The organism is Dehalococcoidia bacterium, from assembly GCA_030648205.1.
Taxonomy (GTDB): Bacteria; Chloroflexota; Dehalococcoidia; order JAUSIH01; family JAUSIH01; genus JAUSIH01.
Window position 1 is genome coordinate 1 of the sequence record JAUSIH010000042.1, and the last position, 13,746, is coordinate 13,746.

At 61.8% G+C, this 13,746-nt stretch carries 14 protein-coding genes, 1 pseudogene and 1 riboswitch; all 15 genes and pseudogenes read left to right on the forward strand.

Annotation, left to right across the window (positions count from 1 at the left end):
• Positions 1 to 795: alpha/beta hydrolase (locus Q7T26_04935; GenBank protein ID MDO8531502.1), on the forward strand; the 795-nt coding region annotated here is incomplete at its 5' end.
• Positions 796 to 1,285: 490 nt separating this feature from the next.
• A complete protein-coding gene (locus Q7T26_04940) occupies positions 1,286 to 1,693 on the forward strand; it encodes a hypothetical protein (protein ID MDO8531503.1) in 408 nt (135 codons plus the stop codon).
• 35 nt (positions 1,694 to 1,728) lie between these two features.
• Positions 1,729 to 2,649: a hypothetical protein gene (locus Q7T26_04945; GenBank protein MDO8531504.1), complete on the forward strand. Its 921-nt coding sequence runs from the start codon at positions 1,729 to 1,731 to the stop codon at positions 2,647 to 2,649.
• A 415-nt stretch (positions 2,650 to 3,064) separates the two neighbouring features.
• The gene (locus Q7T26_04950) at positions 3,065 to 3,418 is read left to right on the forward strand and encodes a hypothetical protein (GenBank protein ID MDO8531505.1); all 354 of its coding nucleotides are present in this window, start codon (positions 3,065 to 3,067) and stop codon (positions 3,416 to 3,418) included.
• Positions 3,415 to 3,705 carry a hypothetical protein gene (locus Q7T26_04955; GenBank protein MDO8531506.1) on the forward strand — a complete coding sequence of 97 codons (291 nt, stop codon included), beginning with the start codon at positions 3,415 to 3,417 and terminating at the stop codon, positions 3,703 to 3,705. Before Q7T26_04950 ends, Q7T26_04955 begins: the two co-directional genes overlap by 4 nt.
• Positions 3,702 to 4,382: a bifunctional adenosylcobinamide kinase/adenosylcobinamide-phosphate guanylyltransferase gene (gene cobU, locus Q7T26_04960; protein MDO8531507.1), complete on the forward strand. Its 681-nt coding sequence runs from the start codon at positions 3,702 to 3,704 to the stop codon at positions 4,380 to 4,382. The genes Q7T26_04955 and cobU overlap by 4 nt, the downstream gene beginning before the upstream one ends.
• A gap of 609 nt (positions 4,383 to 4,991) precedes the next feature.
• Positions 4,992 to 5,129, forward strand: a riboswitch (TPP riboswitch).
• 118 nt (positions 5,130 to 5,247) lie between these two features.
• Positions 5,248 to 7,023 carry a phosphomethylpyrimidine synthase ThiC gene (thiC, locus tag Q7T26_04965; protein MDO8531508.1) on the forward strand — a complete coding sequence of 592 codons (1,776 nt, stop codon included), beginning with the start codon at positions 5,248 to 5,250 and terminating at the stop codon, positions 7,021 to 7,023.
• Between the two features lie 72 nt (positions 7,024 to 7,095).
• Complete coding sequence (locus Q7T26_04970) at positions 7,096 to 7,593, forward strand: hypothetical protein (GenBank protein ID MDO8531509.1); 498 nt, start codon at positions 7,096 to 7,098, stop codon at positions 7,591 to 7,593.
• 133 nt (positions 7,594 to 7,726) lie between these two features.
• Positions 7,727 to 8,959, forward strand: coding sequence for a hypothetical protein (locus tag Q7T26_04975; GenBank protein MDO8531510.1), 1,233 nt, complete (start codon positions 7,727 to 7,729; stop codon positions 8,957 to 8,959).
• A gap of 312 nt (positions 8,960 to 9,271) precedes the next feature.
• A pseudogene (locus Q7T26_04980) lies at positions 9,272 to 9,475 on the forward strand (type II toxin-antitoxin system HicB family antitoxin).
• A 104-nt stretch (positions 9,476 to 9,579) separates the two neighbouring features.
• Positions 9,580 to 10,185 carry a 3-isopropylmalate dehydratase small subunit gene (gene leuD, locus Q7T26_04985; GenBank protein ID MDO8531511.1) on the forward strand — a complete coding sequence of 202 codons (606 nt, stop codon included), beginning with the start codon at positions 9,580 to 9,582 and terminating at the stop codon, positions 10,183 to 10,185.
• Positions 10,186 to 10,445: 260 nt separating this feature from the next.
• Positions 10,446 to 11,558, forward strand: a complete 1,113-nt coding sequence (locus tag Q7T26_04990; protein MDO8531512.1) for an isocitrate/isopropylmalate family dehydrogenase — start codon at positions 10,446 to 10,448, stop codon at positions 11,556 to 11,558.
• Between the two features lie 187 nt (positions 11,559 to 11,745).
• The gene (locus tag Q7T26_04995) at positions 11,746 to 12,564 is read left to right on the forward strand and encodes an NYN domain-containing protein (protein ID MDO8531513.1); all 819 of its coding nucleotides are present in this window, start codon (positions 11,746 to 11,748) and stop codon (positions 12,562 to 12,564) included.
• A gap of 120 nt (positions 12,565 to 12,684) precedes the next feature.
• Complete coding sequence (gene pyrF / locus Q7T26_05000; protein ID MDO8531514.1) at positions 12,685 to 13,512, forward strand: orotidine-5'-phosphate decarboxylase; 828 nt, start codon at positions 12,685 to 12,687, stop codon at positions 13,510 to 13,512.
• A 3-nt stretch (positions 13,513 to 13,515) separates the two neighbouring features.
• Entirely contained in the window at positions 13,516 to 13,734 is a 219-nt protein-coding gene (locus Q7T26_05005; GenBank protein MDO8531515.1) for a DUF951 domain-containing protein, read from the forward strand.
• Positions 13,735 to 13,746: the final 12 nt, after the last annotated feature.

A 13,746-nucleotide genomic window follows, 5' to 3' on the forward strand; every position in this document is an offset into this window, starting at 1 on the left:
ACGCAGATCTATTACAAGGACTGGGGCAGCGGACAGCCCGTGGTCTTCAGCCATGGCTGGCCGCTGAGTGCGGACGCCTGGGAAGACCAGATGGTGTTTCTGGGTGCCCGCGGATACCGCTGCATCGGCCATGACCGCCGCGGCCATGGCCGATCAGGCCAGCCTTGGAATGGCAACGAAATGGACACCTACGCCGACGACCTCGCGGCGCTCGTGGAAAAGCTCGACCTGAAGAACGCGATCCATGTCGGGCACTCCACGGGCGGCGGCGAAGTCGCCCGCTATATCGGCCGCCACGGCACCAAACGTGTGGCCAAGGCCGTGCTGATCGGCGCGGTGCCGCCTCTGATGCTGAAGACGGCCGCCAATCCCGGCGGGTTACCGATCGACGCGTTCGATAAAATCCGCGCCGGCGTGCTCGCCGACCGCTCGCAATTCTTCAAGGATCTCAGCGCGCCCTTCTACGGCGTCAACAGACCAAACTCTCAGGTCTCGCAAGGGCTGCGGGATTCGTTCTGGCTGCAAGGGATGCTGGCCGGATTCAAGGGCGTCATCGATTGTGTTAAGGCCTTTTCCGAGACGGACTTCACTGACGATCTCAGGAAGTTCGACGTCCCGACGCTCATCATGCACGGCGACGACGACCAGATCGTGCCGATCGGCGCCTCGGCCATGCTCTCATCCAGGATCGTCAAGGGGGCCACGCTGAAAGTCTATCCGGGCTTACCGCACGGCCTGTGCTCCACCAATAAGGACCAGATCAACGCCGATCTGCTCACATTTCTCCAGGCCTGACGACGATTTGGCGCGCCCGATGTTCCAACCCAATCAGCACCGAGCGCATGGACTTGGATATGGAACGCCAGGGAGTGTCCGCGCCTAACAAGCCGTTGCAACGGCGGCGCGCAAGGGCGTAAAGTACACGCCGTAGTCGGACTCTCGCGACGCCGACTACGACCGGCTGGCGGACGTCGTGCGCGGGAGCCTGGACATGGGCGCGGTGCGGCGCATCGCCGGGCTGGAGGCCCCCTTCCTCGGAAGGGGACGGTGACCCCTGTCATTGCGAACGCACGGAAGCATCTCCCAACGCAAGAAAGGCATACGGCAAGCCGTGCCTGCCCAGCACCATCCGGACCCTCCTTCACTTAACGTTGTTGACATGCCGCCGAGCCGGGGGTAGTATGCTGTCGAAACAGAATACGGATAAAAGACACTGTTAGAGGGCGCCACCGGCGGCAGTGACGAATATGAATCCTATTGCGGCAGTCCAAAGGTGCTTACGAGAATGATTGAGCTATCGCCGGTCGTTCTAGCGGGCATTGGGGGTGCCGTCATCAGCGGGATCGTTGCAGTAGTCTCGTCTGCGGTCAGCCTCCGATCGGTCAGGCAACAGATCGAGAGTCAAGCACGTCAGCACGAGGAGGACCGAAGGCACCAGATCGTGTTGGCGATCCTTCAGCGTCGGCACACGGCACTAGAGGCGATCTGGCAGCTGCTCTTCAACCTTGAGAAGGACGGGAAGCTCGCCGGGCCGGACACAATGGCATACGTCCGGAATCTGATGTGGCTGCCTTTGGATTTGCAGAAACAATGCCTTGAGTTGTTGAACAACACAACGTCTCGCTCTGCGGGCAACCTCGCGGCGGCGAGGCAAGGGTTGATGGACGCGGCGAAAGCGCTGGAACTTCGCTGAGTACCGAAACTAGCGAGTGATGTGGAGGACGAGACATGACAGAGAAGAATGAGTCCGTTACCGCAGAGGCGCGCCAGATTCTGGAGGGAATCAGTACGATCGCCGCAGAGCGGCGGCGTGAAGCACAGCCGGCTCTGGATCGGGTTCTTCCCAAATGGTTGCTAGAAGTCATTCAGACCGAGGTCGTCTACACGATGAATCCTCGCACTTTTCCTTTGCGAGTGGCGGCCTTTAGCGCTCTGACCGACCTGTTGAAGGAGAAGTACTCCGTGTCGTTTGCGCGACCAACGAAGAACGCGGCGTTCAGCCGGACGGACATTACCGATCAGGACATTGGGAACGCCCTCATTCGCTCAGACGAGGGCATTCGGTTTGAGAACGGCAGATTCATGCGAACAGCGACCGATTTTGACGTGATCCGCTCAATCAACATCAATTACGAAACGATCCATGTCATTGTTCAAGGGGTCAGAGAGATCGCCGAACTTATCGTTGCAGACGTAGCCGAAATGGTGTGGGCAGCGGCAGGTGCGCAGAAACGATGGAATGACATCCGGAACGGAATTCAACTCATTGGCTACGGAACCGCAACCCAAGTTGATCTCGGTGTTCCCTTCGAGCACTGCCTTTCTCCCGCTGTGCAATGGTTCTGCCAGAATCAGTTGTTGGACGGCGAGAAATATGCGCTTGAGACGGGGCGCAGATCAGTAAGGCACCAGTTCGCAGTGTCGCCGACATTGAACGGGATCTGGGCCCTTGACGAGGTCACGATCAACCTGTTTCTGTTCGACCAACGGACCGGACGCTCTGAGACGACGCGACTCAATATCGGGGTTACGACAAGGGATTCCGCAGGAACCGGTATAGTCCGTATCTATTCCGAGTTGCCTTTCAACAAGCACCTCGAATGCATTGCGGCACTTCGTGAGGCAATCGCCCATGAACGCGCGGTCTAACAAGGCATTGGAGCCGACGGCGCAGTTCAAGCAGGCCCCGCGCGCGCAGCGGCGGGAGGGCAGGCGGGGGCAACTCCTGTCGGACGCGAACGCCGCGTAAAGGGGCTAGGCTGCGGGAGAGATTCCTCTGTCGTCCTTCCCCCAAAGGACTTCCTCGGAATGACAGAAAGCGAACCGCTCATCCTTGTCCATTCCTCGCTCCGCGCAGGGTGACAAGAGAGGCGGTCTCGTTCTACACTAGATTGGCAAAGACGAGGAGCGCAGAGGGGCGCAGCCCCGTAGCCTGTCCCTTCGGCAAGCTCAGGGCAAGCTCTGAGCGAAGTCGAGAGACCGGGGGTCTGGGGGTATCCCCCAGATTCAATTTCTTCCCCCTTCCAGGTCTGGAAGGGGGACAGGGGGATGGTCGAACACATCCATGCAAGCGCCAGATAACGCCGCGTGCCCCGTCTGCGCCCGCGCGCTCGTGTCGGTGGCGACGGTGACGAATCGCCACGAGACGGGCGCGCCGCGCACGCTCGCGATGCTGCGCTGCGGCACGTGCGCGCGCCACTTCCTCTGGGAGCGCGTGGACGCCATCGGCAACGGCGCGCACCCCGCGCCGGAGGCCCTGCTGGGGCCGGTCGCGGCGGTGAAGGTGCAGGACTCGCTGCGGCTCATGCGCGCCTGCCCCGCGCCGGAGCAGGCGGCGTGCGTCTGCCAGGCGCACCCGTTCCTGCACGAGATGTGCGGGCGGCTGGACAACGTCTGGGCCACGAAGAGGCAGCGATGAAGGCGCGTTGCCCCACAAGCTCATGGTTCGACAGGCTCACCATGAGCGGCACCAAAAGGCTCACCATGAGCGGCACCAAAAGGCTCACCATGAGCGGCACCAAAAGGCTCACCATGAGCGGCACCAAAAGGCTCACCATGAGCGGTTCCGACAGGCTCACCATGAGCGGTTCCGACAGGCTCACCATGAGCGGTTCCGACAGGCTCACCATGAGCGGCTCCAAAGGGCTCGCCATGAGCGGAGAACAAGCCCCGCTCACCCTGAGCCAGTCGAAGGGTAAGCCATGACGATACGTCGCGAGTTGATCCTCATCCTGGGCGGCGCGCGCAGCGGCAAGAGCGCCTTCGCGGAGAGGCTGGCGCGCTCGTGCGGGCCGCGCGTGCTGTACGTGGCGACGGCCCAGGCCGGCGACGCCGAGATGGAGGAGCGCATCGCCAACCACCAGGCGGCGCGTCCCGATACGTGGACGACCGTCGAGGAGCCGCTCCGCTTAGCGGAGGCCGTGGGCGAGGCGAAGGGCTTCGACGCCGTGCTGGTGGACTGCCTGACGCTGTGGGTAAGCAATCGCATGCTGGCCGCGCAGGGGGAGGAGCCGCAGACGGTGGAGGATGTGCTGCTGGCGGAGGTGGGTCGTGTGCTGGACACGCACCGTCGCGGCGCGGCGACGCTCATCCTGGTCAGCAACGAGGTCGGCCTGGGGCTGGTGCCGCCGAATCCGCTGGGCCGCGCCTACCGCGACCTGCTGGGCCGCGTGAACCAGACGTTCGCGGAGGCGGCGAATCGCGTGTACATGCTGGTGGCGGGCGTCGCGGTGGACGTGAAGGCGCTGCCCGGCGCGGTGCTGACGCCGTCGGGTCGCCCGCCGGAGAGGCCCTCGCGCAAGCGCCTGTACACGACAGGCGAGGCGGAACGCATCCAGCGGCTGCTGGAGGCACGGGAGCGACGACGCGGCAATCGCGTCTGACGCCTTCCCGCCAAGAATATCGCGTGCAGTGGATTCCCGCTTTCGCGGGAATGACGGGCTAGAGGACGATGCATGGTCCTTGCGACGGCCTTACAGTTCCCGTCATTCCGGACTTGATCCGGAATCCAGACCCCACGGAGTGGATTCCTGCTTTCTCAGGAATGACGGGGGGAGGAGTGCCCCGGGAACGATGGTGCGGCGGTTGAGCGCCGCGGGCGCGACGTGCTATCCTAGAGTGGTGTCACCGAAGTTTGCCACAATGTCATTGCGAGGACTCCGGCAAGCCGGAGGACGAAGCAATCTGGAGGAAGGGTGCGCCCCGCCGCCAGATTGCCACGGCCCTCCTTCGTCGGGCCTCGCAATGACAATTCGTACGCGTATTTCAGGGAGAGGACACTAGGCTCTGTTGACATTCCCGCTCATGGTTCGACAGGCTCACCACGAGCGGGAAAATACCAAATGTCAACAGAACCTAGTACCTAATGGCGACAAACCGCGTACCCTTCACCGAACGTGCGCCGTGGTTCACCAGATACAAGTCTTATTACGCTGATTTACGCAACTAGGTACTAGAAGGTGCCGCCTTATGAGCGGCGAAGTGAATACGGAACGGTACGCTGGGGGAGCGAGTAGCTGAGAGGCGGGATCAAGCCCACCAACCCCTCGAACCTGATCTCGGGAAGCCGTCGCCGGCGCGCAAACGCCGGAGGCGGAAGACGAGCGTAGGGAAAGCGGCCAGAGACGGAGACCATTGTGACCGGCTTTTGGTTCGCAGTGGTCTTTTTTTGTACCCCTCCTCTCGCACACCCCAGCCTGAGTCCCGCCGCCCCGCAGGGCGGGGTGGCGACTGCATAGGGAGGACAGCATGACACAGGTATCCGAGAAACCCATCACGACGACATACGCCTTTCCGGCGAGCCGGAAGGTCTATGTGCCCGGTGCGCGGGAGGGCGTGCGCGTGCCGATGCGCGAGATATCGCTGACGCCCACGCAGGGCCGCGCCGGCCCGGAGGCGAACGCCCCGCTGCGCGTGTACGACACCAGCGGCGTGTACACCGACCCCGCGGTGCAGACCGACGTGCGCAAGGGGCTTGCGCCGCTGCGCCGCCCGTGGATTCTGGCGCGCGGCGACGTCGAGGAGTACGCGGGCCGCGAGGTCATGCCCGTGGACGATGGCACCGTCGGCGCGGGAGACACCATGCGCGTCTTCCCTGAGCTGACGCGCCGCCCCCTCCGCGCGAAGTCGGGCCGGACGGTGACGCAAATGCACTACGCGCGCAAGGGCATCATCACGCCGGAGATGGAGTTCATCGCGATACGCGAGGGGCTGGACCCGGCGCTCGTCCGCGACGAGGTCGCGCGCGGTCGCGCCATCATTCCCGCCAACGTCAACCACCCGGAGAGCGAGCCGATGATCATCGGCAGGAACTTCCTGGTCAAGGTCAACGCGAACATCGGCAACTCGGCGGTCGCCTCCTCGATAGACGCGGAGGTCGAGAAGATGGTGTGGGCCACCCGATGGGGCGCGGACACGGTCATGGACCTGTCCACCGGCAGGAACATTCACACGACCCGCGAGTGGATTGTCCGCAACTCGCCGACGCCCATAGGCACGGTGCCCATCTACCAGGCGCTGGAGAAGGTGGACGGCCAGCCGGAGGCCCTGACGTGGGAGGTCTTCCGCGACACGCTCATCGAGCAGGCGGAGCAGGGCGTGGACTACTTCACGATTCACGCGGGCGTGCTGCTACGCTACGTGCCGCTCACCGCGAAGCGCGTGACCGGCATCGTGTCGCGCGGCGGCTCCATCATGGCGGCGTGGTGCCTCGCCCACCACCAGGAGAACTTTCTGTACACGCGCTTCGAGGACATCTGCGAGATCATGGCCGCGTACGACATCGCGTTCTCGCTGGGCGACGGGCTGCGCCCCGGCTCCATCGCGGACGCCAACGACGAGGCGCAGTTCGGCGAGCTGGACACGCTCGGCGAGCTGACGAAGGTGGCGTGGGCGCATGACGTGCAGGTGATGATCGAGGGGCCGGGCCACGTGCCGCTGCACAAGATCAAGGAGAACGTGGACAGGCAGCTTGAGGTGTGCCACGAGGCGCCGTTCTACACGCTGGGGCCGCTGACCACGGACATAGCGCCCGGGTACGACCACATCACGTCGGCCATCGGCGCGGCGGTCATCGGCATGCACGGCACGGCGATGCTGTGCTACGTGACGCCGAAGGAGCACCTGGGGTTGCCCGACAGGGAGGACGTGAAGCAGGGGGTCATCGCGTACAAGATCGCCGCGCACGCCGCTGACCTGTCGAAGGGGCATCCCGGCGCTCAGATGTGGGACGACACGCTGTCGAAGGCGCGCTTCGAGTTCCGCTGGGAGGACCAGTTCAACCTGGCGCTGGACCCGGAGACGGCCCGCGCCTACCACGACGCGACGCTGCCCGCGTCGCCCGCGAAGACGGCGCACTTCTGCTCCATGTGCGGCCCCAAGTTCTGCAGCATGCGCATCACGCAGGACGTGCGCGAGTACGCGCGGCGGAAGGGGCTGGAAGGGGAGGCCGCCATCGCGGCGGGGCTGGAGGAGAAGGCGCGGGAGTTCCGCGAGTCCGGCGGGCGGATTTACCGGAAAGCGTAGAGTAGGGAGCGGCTGACAGACTTGGTTACAGTAGGACTCCCCCTCTGGGATGCTGTGTAGCGAGACTGCAATATGATTATTGAGCAGCGAGCAGCAACAGCTATGAAAGCATGGCTCGTCACTTGGGAAGGGGCAACACATCATGCGAAAGTATCGGACCCTTTAATAGCTATTTTCAGCGCTCGGAAAGGGGACCGTTGGATAGCCAGCTATATCGAGGGGTATTATTTGATGACGTCATGTACAGCTCAAGAAGTGGCCTACCTCGCCAATCGCCCACACACCATACCTTACAAAGCGAGCCGTCACTTCTTCATCATTAATGGCGTACCACACGGTGATCGGATGAGGTGTGGAAACAATCCATTTATCTATGCGCGGAAAGTGACCAATCTCACGGTTACGGAAGACCGAGAGCATCGGCGAGAGATCATACGCTGGAAAGAGCCTCCCATATTTCGCTGGAAAGACGAGCTTCGCAACGCGGTAGAGATAGCAAAGGAGGGCTCGGCGAAAACGTTGGAGAGGCCCCTTGAGACAATGGTCAGGGTGAACGGAATCGCTGGCTAGCGGGCTTGGCGTGCAGTCGGGCAGTAGCTAGCTGGGGATAGCCGACGGACGATATTCCAGAAGGAGTCGGTTCAGATGCTGCGATTGATAGGAGAACGACCCCGAGTTTAATTCGGTGAGGTGGTGGCAAAACATGGCCCAACAAAAGCCATCCTTTCCAAGAGATTATTTTCGGCTAAAGGGCAAAACCGCAGAAAGGATTGTCCACGAATTGGCGGCAAAGACCTTTCTGATAGATTGGTGTTTTTTGAATCCCAAACTACCCGATGGCAAAGAGCTATGTGACCTGTTAGTGATTTTTGACGATATAGCAATAATCTGGCAGGTCAAAGACCTTAAGCTTGATAAAAATGGAACATATAAAAAGTCGGAGGTTGAAAAGAATCTGCGCCAACTCTCTGGAGCCAGAAGACAGCTATTTGACCTAAAAACCCCTATTGAGCTAGAAAACTCCCGGCGAAGAAAAGAACACTTTGACCCTAACGTTGTCAAAAAAGTATATCTTATCGCTGTTCTTCTAGGCGAAGGCGAGGAATCTTTTTCCTTTGCCGAGGAAATCAAAAGGCACACAGCCCATATTTTCACTAAGGATTTCACGCAGACCATTCTTAACGAGTTAGATACAATCAGTGACTTTGCCGAATATCTGAAAGCAAAGGAGGAGCTTCTCAACACGGGAAAGTCATTTATTATTCTGGGTGGCGAAGAAGAGCTGCTTGCTATTTATCTAATGGATGACAGAAGGTTTGACAGATTCAATAAGTTTGATTGTGTCGTAGTCCAAGATGGCTCATGGGAACATTTGCAAGACAGGCCGGAATACAGGAATAAGAAAAAAGCCGATGAAATAAGTTATGGTTGGGACAGTATCATCAATAGGACACATGCGCATGAGGGTTCTGAAAATTATGAGCTTGTTGCTCGTGAGCTTGCCCGTCCAAATAGGTTTCAAAGGCGATATCTAAGTAAAGTTTTCATTGAGGCTCATATCAAGGCGCACAACGAACGCACTCACGATTTGTTCCGCAGAATGGTGCAAAGTGATGGAGTAACATATTGTTTTCTATTTCAAGACGATCCAGAGCCGAGAGAAAAAAGGACAGCAATGCTAGCCGCCATTTGTCGGGTTGCGCGGGGGAAGTTCCAACAAAACAAAACGGTTTTGGGGATAGCTACCGAAATGAAAATCCGACCAGCTTGCTCTTATGACTTTTGTCTTATGTATTTACCAGAATGGACAGAAGAAGATCAAAGGAACATGGAACAATTACAGAAAGTAACAGGCATTTTCGTGAATCCGGTTATCAGCCACGTCCATGAGGATGAATACCCACAAAAAGGCGAGTCAGGTAGGATAGAATCATAATGCCACCAAAGCTTTTGCGGAAGCGCCGCTGGATGAAGGGATTTGCGTATTGCTCACCGTGCTCCACCGCTGGTAGTTGCCTCAGCCATGGCGCCAGGTCAGACCGCGGAAGCTATCGCCTATACGTGGTCTCGCTGCGGCGGGCCACCTTGAGGACCACCACCAGCGCGCGGTCGTCGTGGACGTCGTACACGACGCGGCAGGAGCCGACCCGGATGCGCCACGCGCGCTCCTCGCCCCGTAGCTTGCGCCTGATCTCTGCTATAATTCCCGTTGAACTCCTGCGGATTGTCGCAATTGGCGGAGGGGTCTATGAAGTTCGCCATCACGCTTGAAAAAGACGAGGACGGATATATTGTCGCCAGTTGTCCGGCTCTGCCCGGATGCCACTCCCAGGGGAAGACCAAACGGGAGGCCATCGCCAACATCAGGGAGGCCATCCGGGGCTACATAGCCAGCATGCGCAAGCACGGAGAGCCTATTCCCTCCATCACAGCGGTTGAAGAGGTGGAGGTGGCGGTCCAAGTGGCCCGTCTCCCTCTCCTCAAGGAGAGGGGGCCAGAGCCTGTCCTGAGCTTGCCGAAGGAGGGTGAGGTGACTCGCCCGAACGGGAGTGATATATGAAACCATTCGTGAAAGAGACCGGTATCGTGGCCCCGCTGCCACGGGTCAACGTGGACACGGACCAGATCATCCCCGCCCAGTTCATGAAGCGCATCGAGCGGACGGGCTACGGCCCGTTCCTCTTCTTCGCATGGCGCTACCTGCCGGACGGCAAGCTGAACCCCAGCTTTGAGCTGAACGCCCCCGGCTATCAGGGCGCCAGCGTGCTGGTGGCGGGCCGCAACTTCGGCTGCGGGTCGTCGCGGGAGCACGCGCCCTGGGCGCTCGATGGCTACGGCATCCGCGCCGTCATCGCGCCCAGCTTCGCCGACATCTTCCGCAACAACTGCTTTCAGAACGGCATTGTCACCGTCGTGCTTCCCGAGGAGCAGGTCAATCAGCTCCTCCAGAAGGCCCAGTCGAAGCCGGGCTACAGGCTGACGGTGGACCTGGAGCAGAAGCGTGTCTTCGACGCCGAAGGCTTCAGCGCCTCCTTCGACATCGAGGAGTTCAAGCGCCACTGCCTGCTGAACGGGCTGGACGACATCGGCCTGACCCTCCGGCACGAGGACAGGATAAGGACCTACGAGAAGGGCGTGAGGGCCGCGGCCCCGCCCGCGTAAGCGCCGCCCGACCTCCCTCCTAGTACCTACTTGCGAAAAAGGGCGGTATCATCAACCGCTCATGGTTCGACAAGCTCACCACGAGCGGCTCGCCCTTCGACAAGCTCAGGGTGAGCGGACAATGTCAACAGAACCTAGCTCCGCCTCCTTGTGCCAGCAAGGACGTTTGCCTGGAGCAGCGCTGGCCCTTATAATCACAGCGGCCCGCGCAAGTGGCGACTCTTGCTAACTGAACGTCTCTACATCAGGGAGGTACGCACGTGAAGGCAACTATCGCGATCATGCCCGGCGACGGAATCGGCCCGGAGATTGTGCCACAGGGCGTCAAGGCGCTGAAGGTCATCGCCAAACGCTTCAAGCACGATTTCAACCTCGTGCCGGTGCAGATGGGCTACAACGCGTTGAAGGCCACGGGTTCCGCGCTCACGCCCGAGACGATAAAGACCTGCGACAAGAGCAACGGCATCCTCCTGGGGGCCACCGGCGCCGCCCAGTGGGAGCACGCCAGCGAGAACTATCCGCCCGGCTGGGGACGCCGCCAGCTCTGCCGCGAGCTGAAGCATCGCATCAGCGTGCGGCCCGCCAGGGTCTATTCCCAGACGATCAACACCAGCCCCGTGAAGCCGGACCGCATCCAGGGCATGGACCTGGTCGTCGTCCGGGACATGGTCCTCATCAACAAAGAAGGGATCAAGACGGCGGAGGACACCCCTCGCGGCAGGCACGCGACGGACAGGCTCGACTTCTACGAAGACGAGATCGTGCCCACGCTGAAGTTCAGCTTCCTGCTGGCGCGGAGCCGCAAAAAGAAGCTCTGCCTGATGGCCCAGTCCTCGGTCTTCGCGACGTCCAAGCTCTGGCTCCAGGTATTCACCGATATGAGCAAGAAATACCCGGACGTGCAGATAGACACCCAGGCGCCGGACAACTGCGCCATGCAGCTTATGCGCAATCCCACCGTGTTCGACGTCATCGTCTGCGACAGCACGTCCATGGGCGGCATGATGAACAACCTGGCCGCCCTGCTCATCGGCTCCATCGGCATGGCGCCGGGCACCACCATCGGCCTGCGGGACGGCGAGACGTTCACGCAGATGGTCATGCCCAACGGCCTGTACGAGCCTATCCACGGCAGCGCCCCCGTGCGCGCGGGGCAGGGCATCGTCAACCCCATCGGCACCGTGCTGGCCGCCGCCATGCTCCTGCGCTACTCTCTGGGCCTGGAACAGGAGGCGCAGGCCGTCGAGCGGGGCGTGGAGAAGGCCCTGACCCAAGGCTACCGCACCTATGACATCATGGAGCCGGGCAAGACCAAGGTGGGCACGGATGAGATGGGTGACCGCGTAGCCGCCGCCATTGAGGCGGGGGCGTGATGCGCGGTATAATAGACCGGAGCACCTTAACAACCGTATAGCAGCGTCGGCGCGACAGATGCCCCTGCGTGCCGCCCAAAGCTTCAGGCCCTGGAATTGAGGCCCGCGGGGCGCCCTGCCTCCGTTGGTAACCGGAGGGGAGTCGCGTCCTCTCGCGACATTTTCCTTATGACAATCGGGAGGTATCATGAACGACCATGCCGGCGGCGAAGTCGCCCTGTTTATCGATTTTGAGAATATCCGCTACTCAATGGTCAAGCTCTACGGCCAGGAGCCGGACCCCCAGAAACTGATGGCCAAGGCCCTCAAATACGGCAGAGTATCTGTCGCAAGCGCCTACGCGGACTTCAGCAGACATCCTGAAGCCCTGGCGCGTCGCTTCGAGGTCGCCGGCATCGCCCGCGTGGACGTGCCGCCCAAGGTGCGGACCGACCACGAGGAGAGCCGGGTCGATCTCTTCATGCTTCTCGACATTATTGATGCCCTGTTGGACAGGCCGCAGGTGGACATCTTTGTCCTCATGACCGGTGACAGCGACTTCATCCGCGTGGCGGTCAAGCTGAAGAACCGCTTTGGCAAGAAGGTCATCATCAGCGGCGTGCCCGGCGCGGTGAGCAACGACCTGGTCCAGTGCGCCTCCGGGTCGGACCCGGTGGAAGTGGACGAGGGCCTGAGCGATGAGGTGCTGCGCAAGGAGCTCATCCGCACCGCAGCCTACCTGGAGATAAAGTGGAAGCAGCCGACGTTCCGGGGCATCAAGCAGTGGGTGAGTGACCCGCGCTGCAAGCTCGGCATATCCGCCGACAAGGCGCACCGCCTCCTGGATGAGATGGTGCAAGCCGGCCTCTTCACCCGGAATGTCGAGACGGCGTGGGTCAACGAGGAGCCGCGAGAGATCACCGTGACGCGCCTGAACCGGGAGCACCCGGAGGTCGCGGGCGTCCTGGTGAGCACGCCGTCGGCCACGCCGCCACCTGCGCCGGTGGTCGCCGCCGAGACGTCGTAAGCGCCGTCGAACAGAGCGCCACTAAAGAGAGCTGGCTTTGGGGCCAGCTCTTTTCTTTGTCCACCGAGACTGCCCGAGCAACTACGGCGCGGGAGCCTCGCCGTGGTAAGATGGGCCGGTATGGACTTCTCCGAGAAACTGGCCGCGGCTATCCGGCGGAACGACAGCCTTCTGTGCGTGGGCCTGGACCCGGACCCGGCGCGGATGGCTGGGCGGGATGTTGGCGCATTCAACAAGGCCATCATTGATGCGACCGCGGACCTGGTCTGCGCCTTCAAGCCCAATCTGGCCTTCTACGAGGCCCTGGGCAACCCCGGCCTGCGGGCGCTGGAGGAGACGCTGAAGGCGGCGCCGAGCCATATCCCGGTCATCGGCGACGGCAAGCGCGGGGACATCGGCAACACGGCCAGGGCGTACGCGACGGCGCTCTTCGACGTGTGGGGCTTCGATGCGGTGACGGTGAACCCCTACCTGGGGGGCGATACCCTGGAGCCGTTCCTCTCACGCGCGGGCAAGGGCGTCTTCGTCCTCTGTCGGACATCCAACCCCGGCTCCGCGGAGTTCCAGGCGCTGGAGGTGCGCCCGCCCGGCGGCGGAGAGCCGCGCCCCCTCTACGAGTGGGTGGCGTCGCGGGCCATGTCCTGGAAGAGCGCGGCGTCCGTGGGGCTGGTGGTAGGCGCCACGTACCCCGACGAGCTTCGACGCATCCGCTCCCTCTGCCCCGGCGCGCACCTGCTGGTGCCGGGCGTGGGCGCCCAGGGCGGCGACCTGGAGGAGGCCGTGCGGAACGGACTGGATGCCCCGCAAGGCGGGGCCACCATCATCAATGTCTCGCGTCAGGTCCTGTTCGCCTCGCAGGGGGCTGACTTCGCGGAGGCGGCGCGACGGGCCGCCGAGGGCCTGCGCCAGCGCATTCGACAGGCTCTCGCAGCGGCGCGAAAGGGCTAGCGTGTGGTCGCCCTGGATATCCGCGTCGGCGATGTGGTGCAGTTGCGCAAGGCCCATCCGTGCGGCAGCGACCTGTGGAAGGTCGTTCGCACGGGCGCCGACATCGGCGCGCTCTGCAGCGGGTGCGGCCGGCGCGTGATGCTCGACCGTGGACGCTTTCAGCGGCGCGTGAAGGCTGTGGTGCAGCGCGGGCCAGCCCCAACGCCCGATGAGGGTTCATAGCGTGGCTTCTCA

Excerpts from the sequence above, each read along its gene's own strand:
- Q7T26_04940 (MDO8531503.1), top strand. The coding sequence starts at position 1,286 with ATGATTGAGCTATCGCCGGTCGTTCTAGCGGGCATTGGGGGTGCCGTC.
- Q7T26_04945 (MDO8531504.1), top strand. The coding sequence starts at position 1,729 with ATGACAGAGAAGAATGAGTCCGTTACCGCAGAGGCGCGCCAGATTCTG.
- Q7T26_04950 (MDO8531505.1), top strand. The coding sequence starts at position 3,065 with ATGCAAGCGCCAGATAACGCCGCGTGCCCCGTCTGCGCCCGCGCGCTC.
- Q7T26_04955 (MDO8531506.1), top strand. The coding sequence starts at position 3,415 with ATGAAGGCGCGTTGCCCCACAAGCTCATGGTTCGACAGGCTCACCATG.
- cobU (MDO8531507.1), top strand. The coding sequence starts at position 3,702 with ATGACGATACGTCGCGAGTTGATCCTCATCCTGGGCGGCGCGCGCAGC.
- thiC (MDO8531508.1), top strand. The coding sequence starts at position 5,248 with ATGACACAGGTATCCGAGAAACCCATCACGACGACATACGCCTTTCCG.
- Q7T26_04970 (MDO8531509.1), top strand. The coding sequence starts at position 7,096 with ATGATTATTGAGCAGCGAGCAGCAACAGCTATGAAAGCATGGCTCGTC.
- Q7T26_04975 (MDO8531510.1), top strand. The coding sequence starts at position 7,727 with ATGGCCCAACAAAAGCCATCCTTTCCAAGAGATTATTTTCGGCTAAAG.
- leuD (MDO8531511.1), top strand. The coding sequence starts at position 9,580 with ATGAAACCATTCGTGAAAGAGACCGGTATCGTGGCCCCGCTGCCACGG.
- Q7T26_04995 (MDO8531513.1), top strand. The coding sequence starts at position 11,746 with ATGAACGACCATGCCGGCGGCGAAGTCGCCCTGTTTATCGATTTTGAG.
- pyrF (MDO8531514.1), top strand. The coding sequence starts at position 12,685 with ATGGACTTCTCCGAGAAACTGGCCGCGGCTATCCGGCGGAACGACAGC.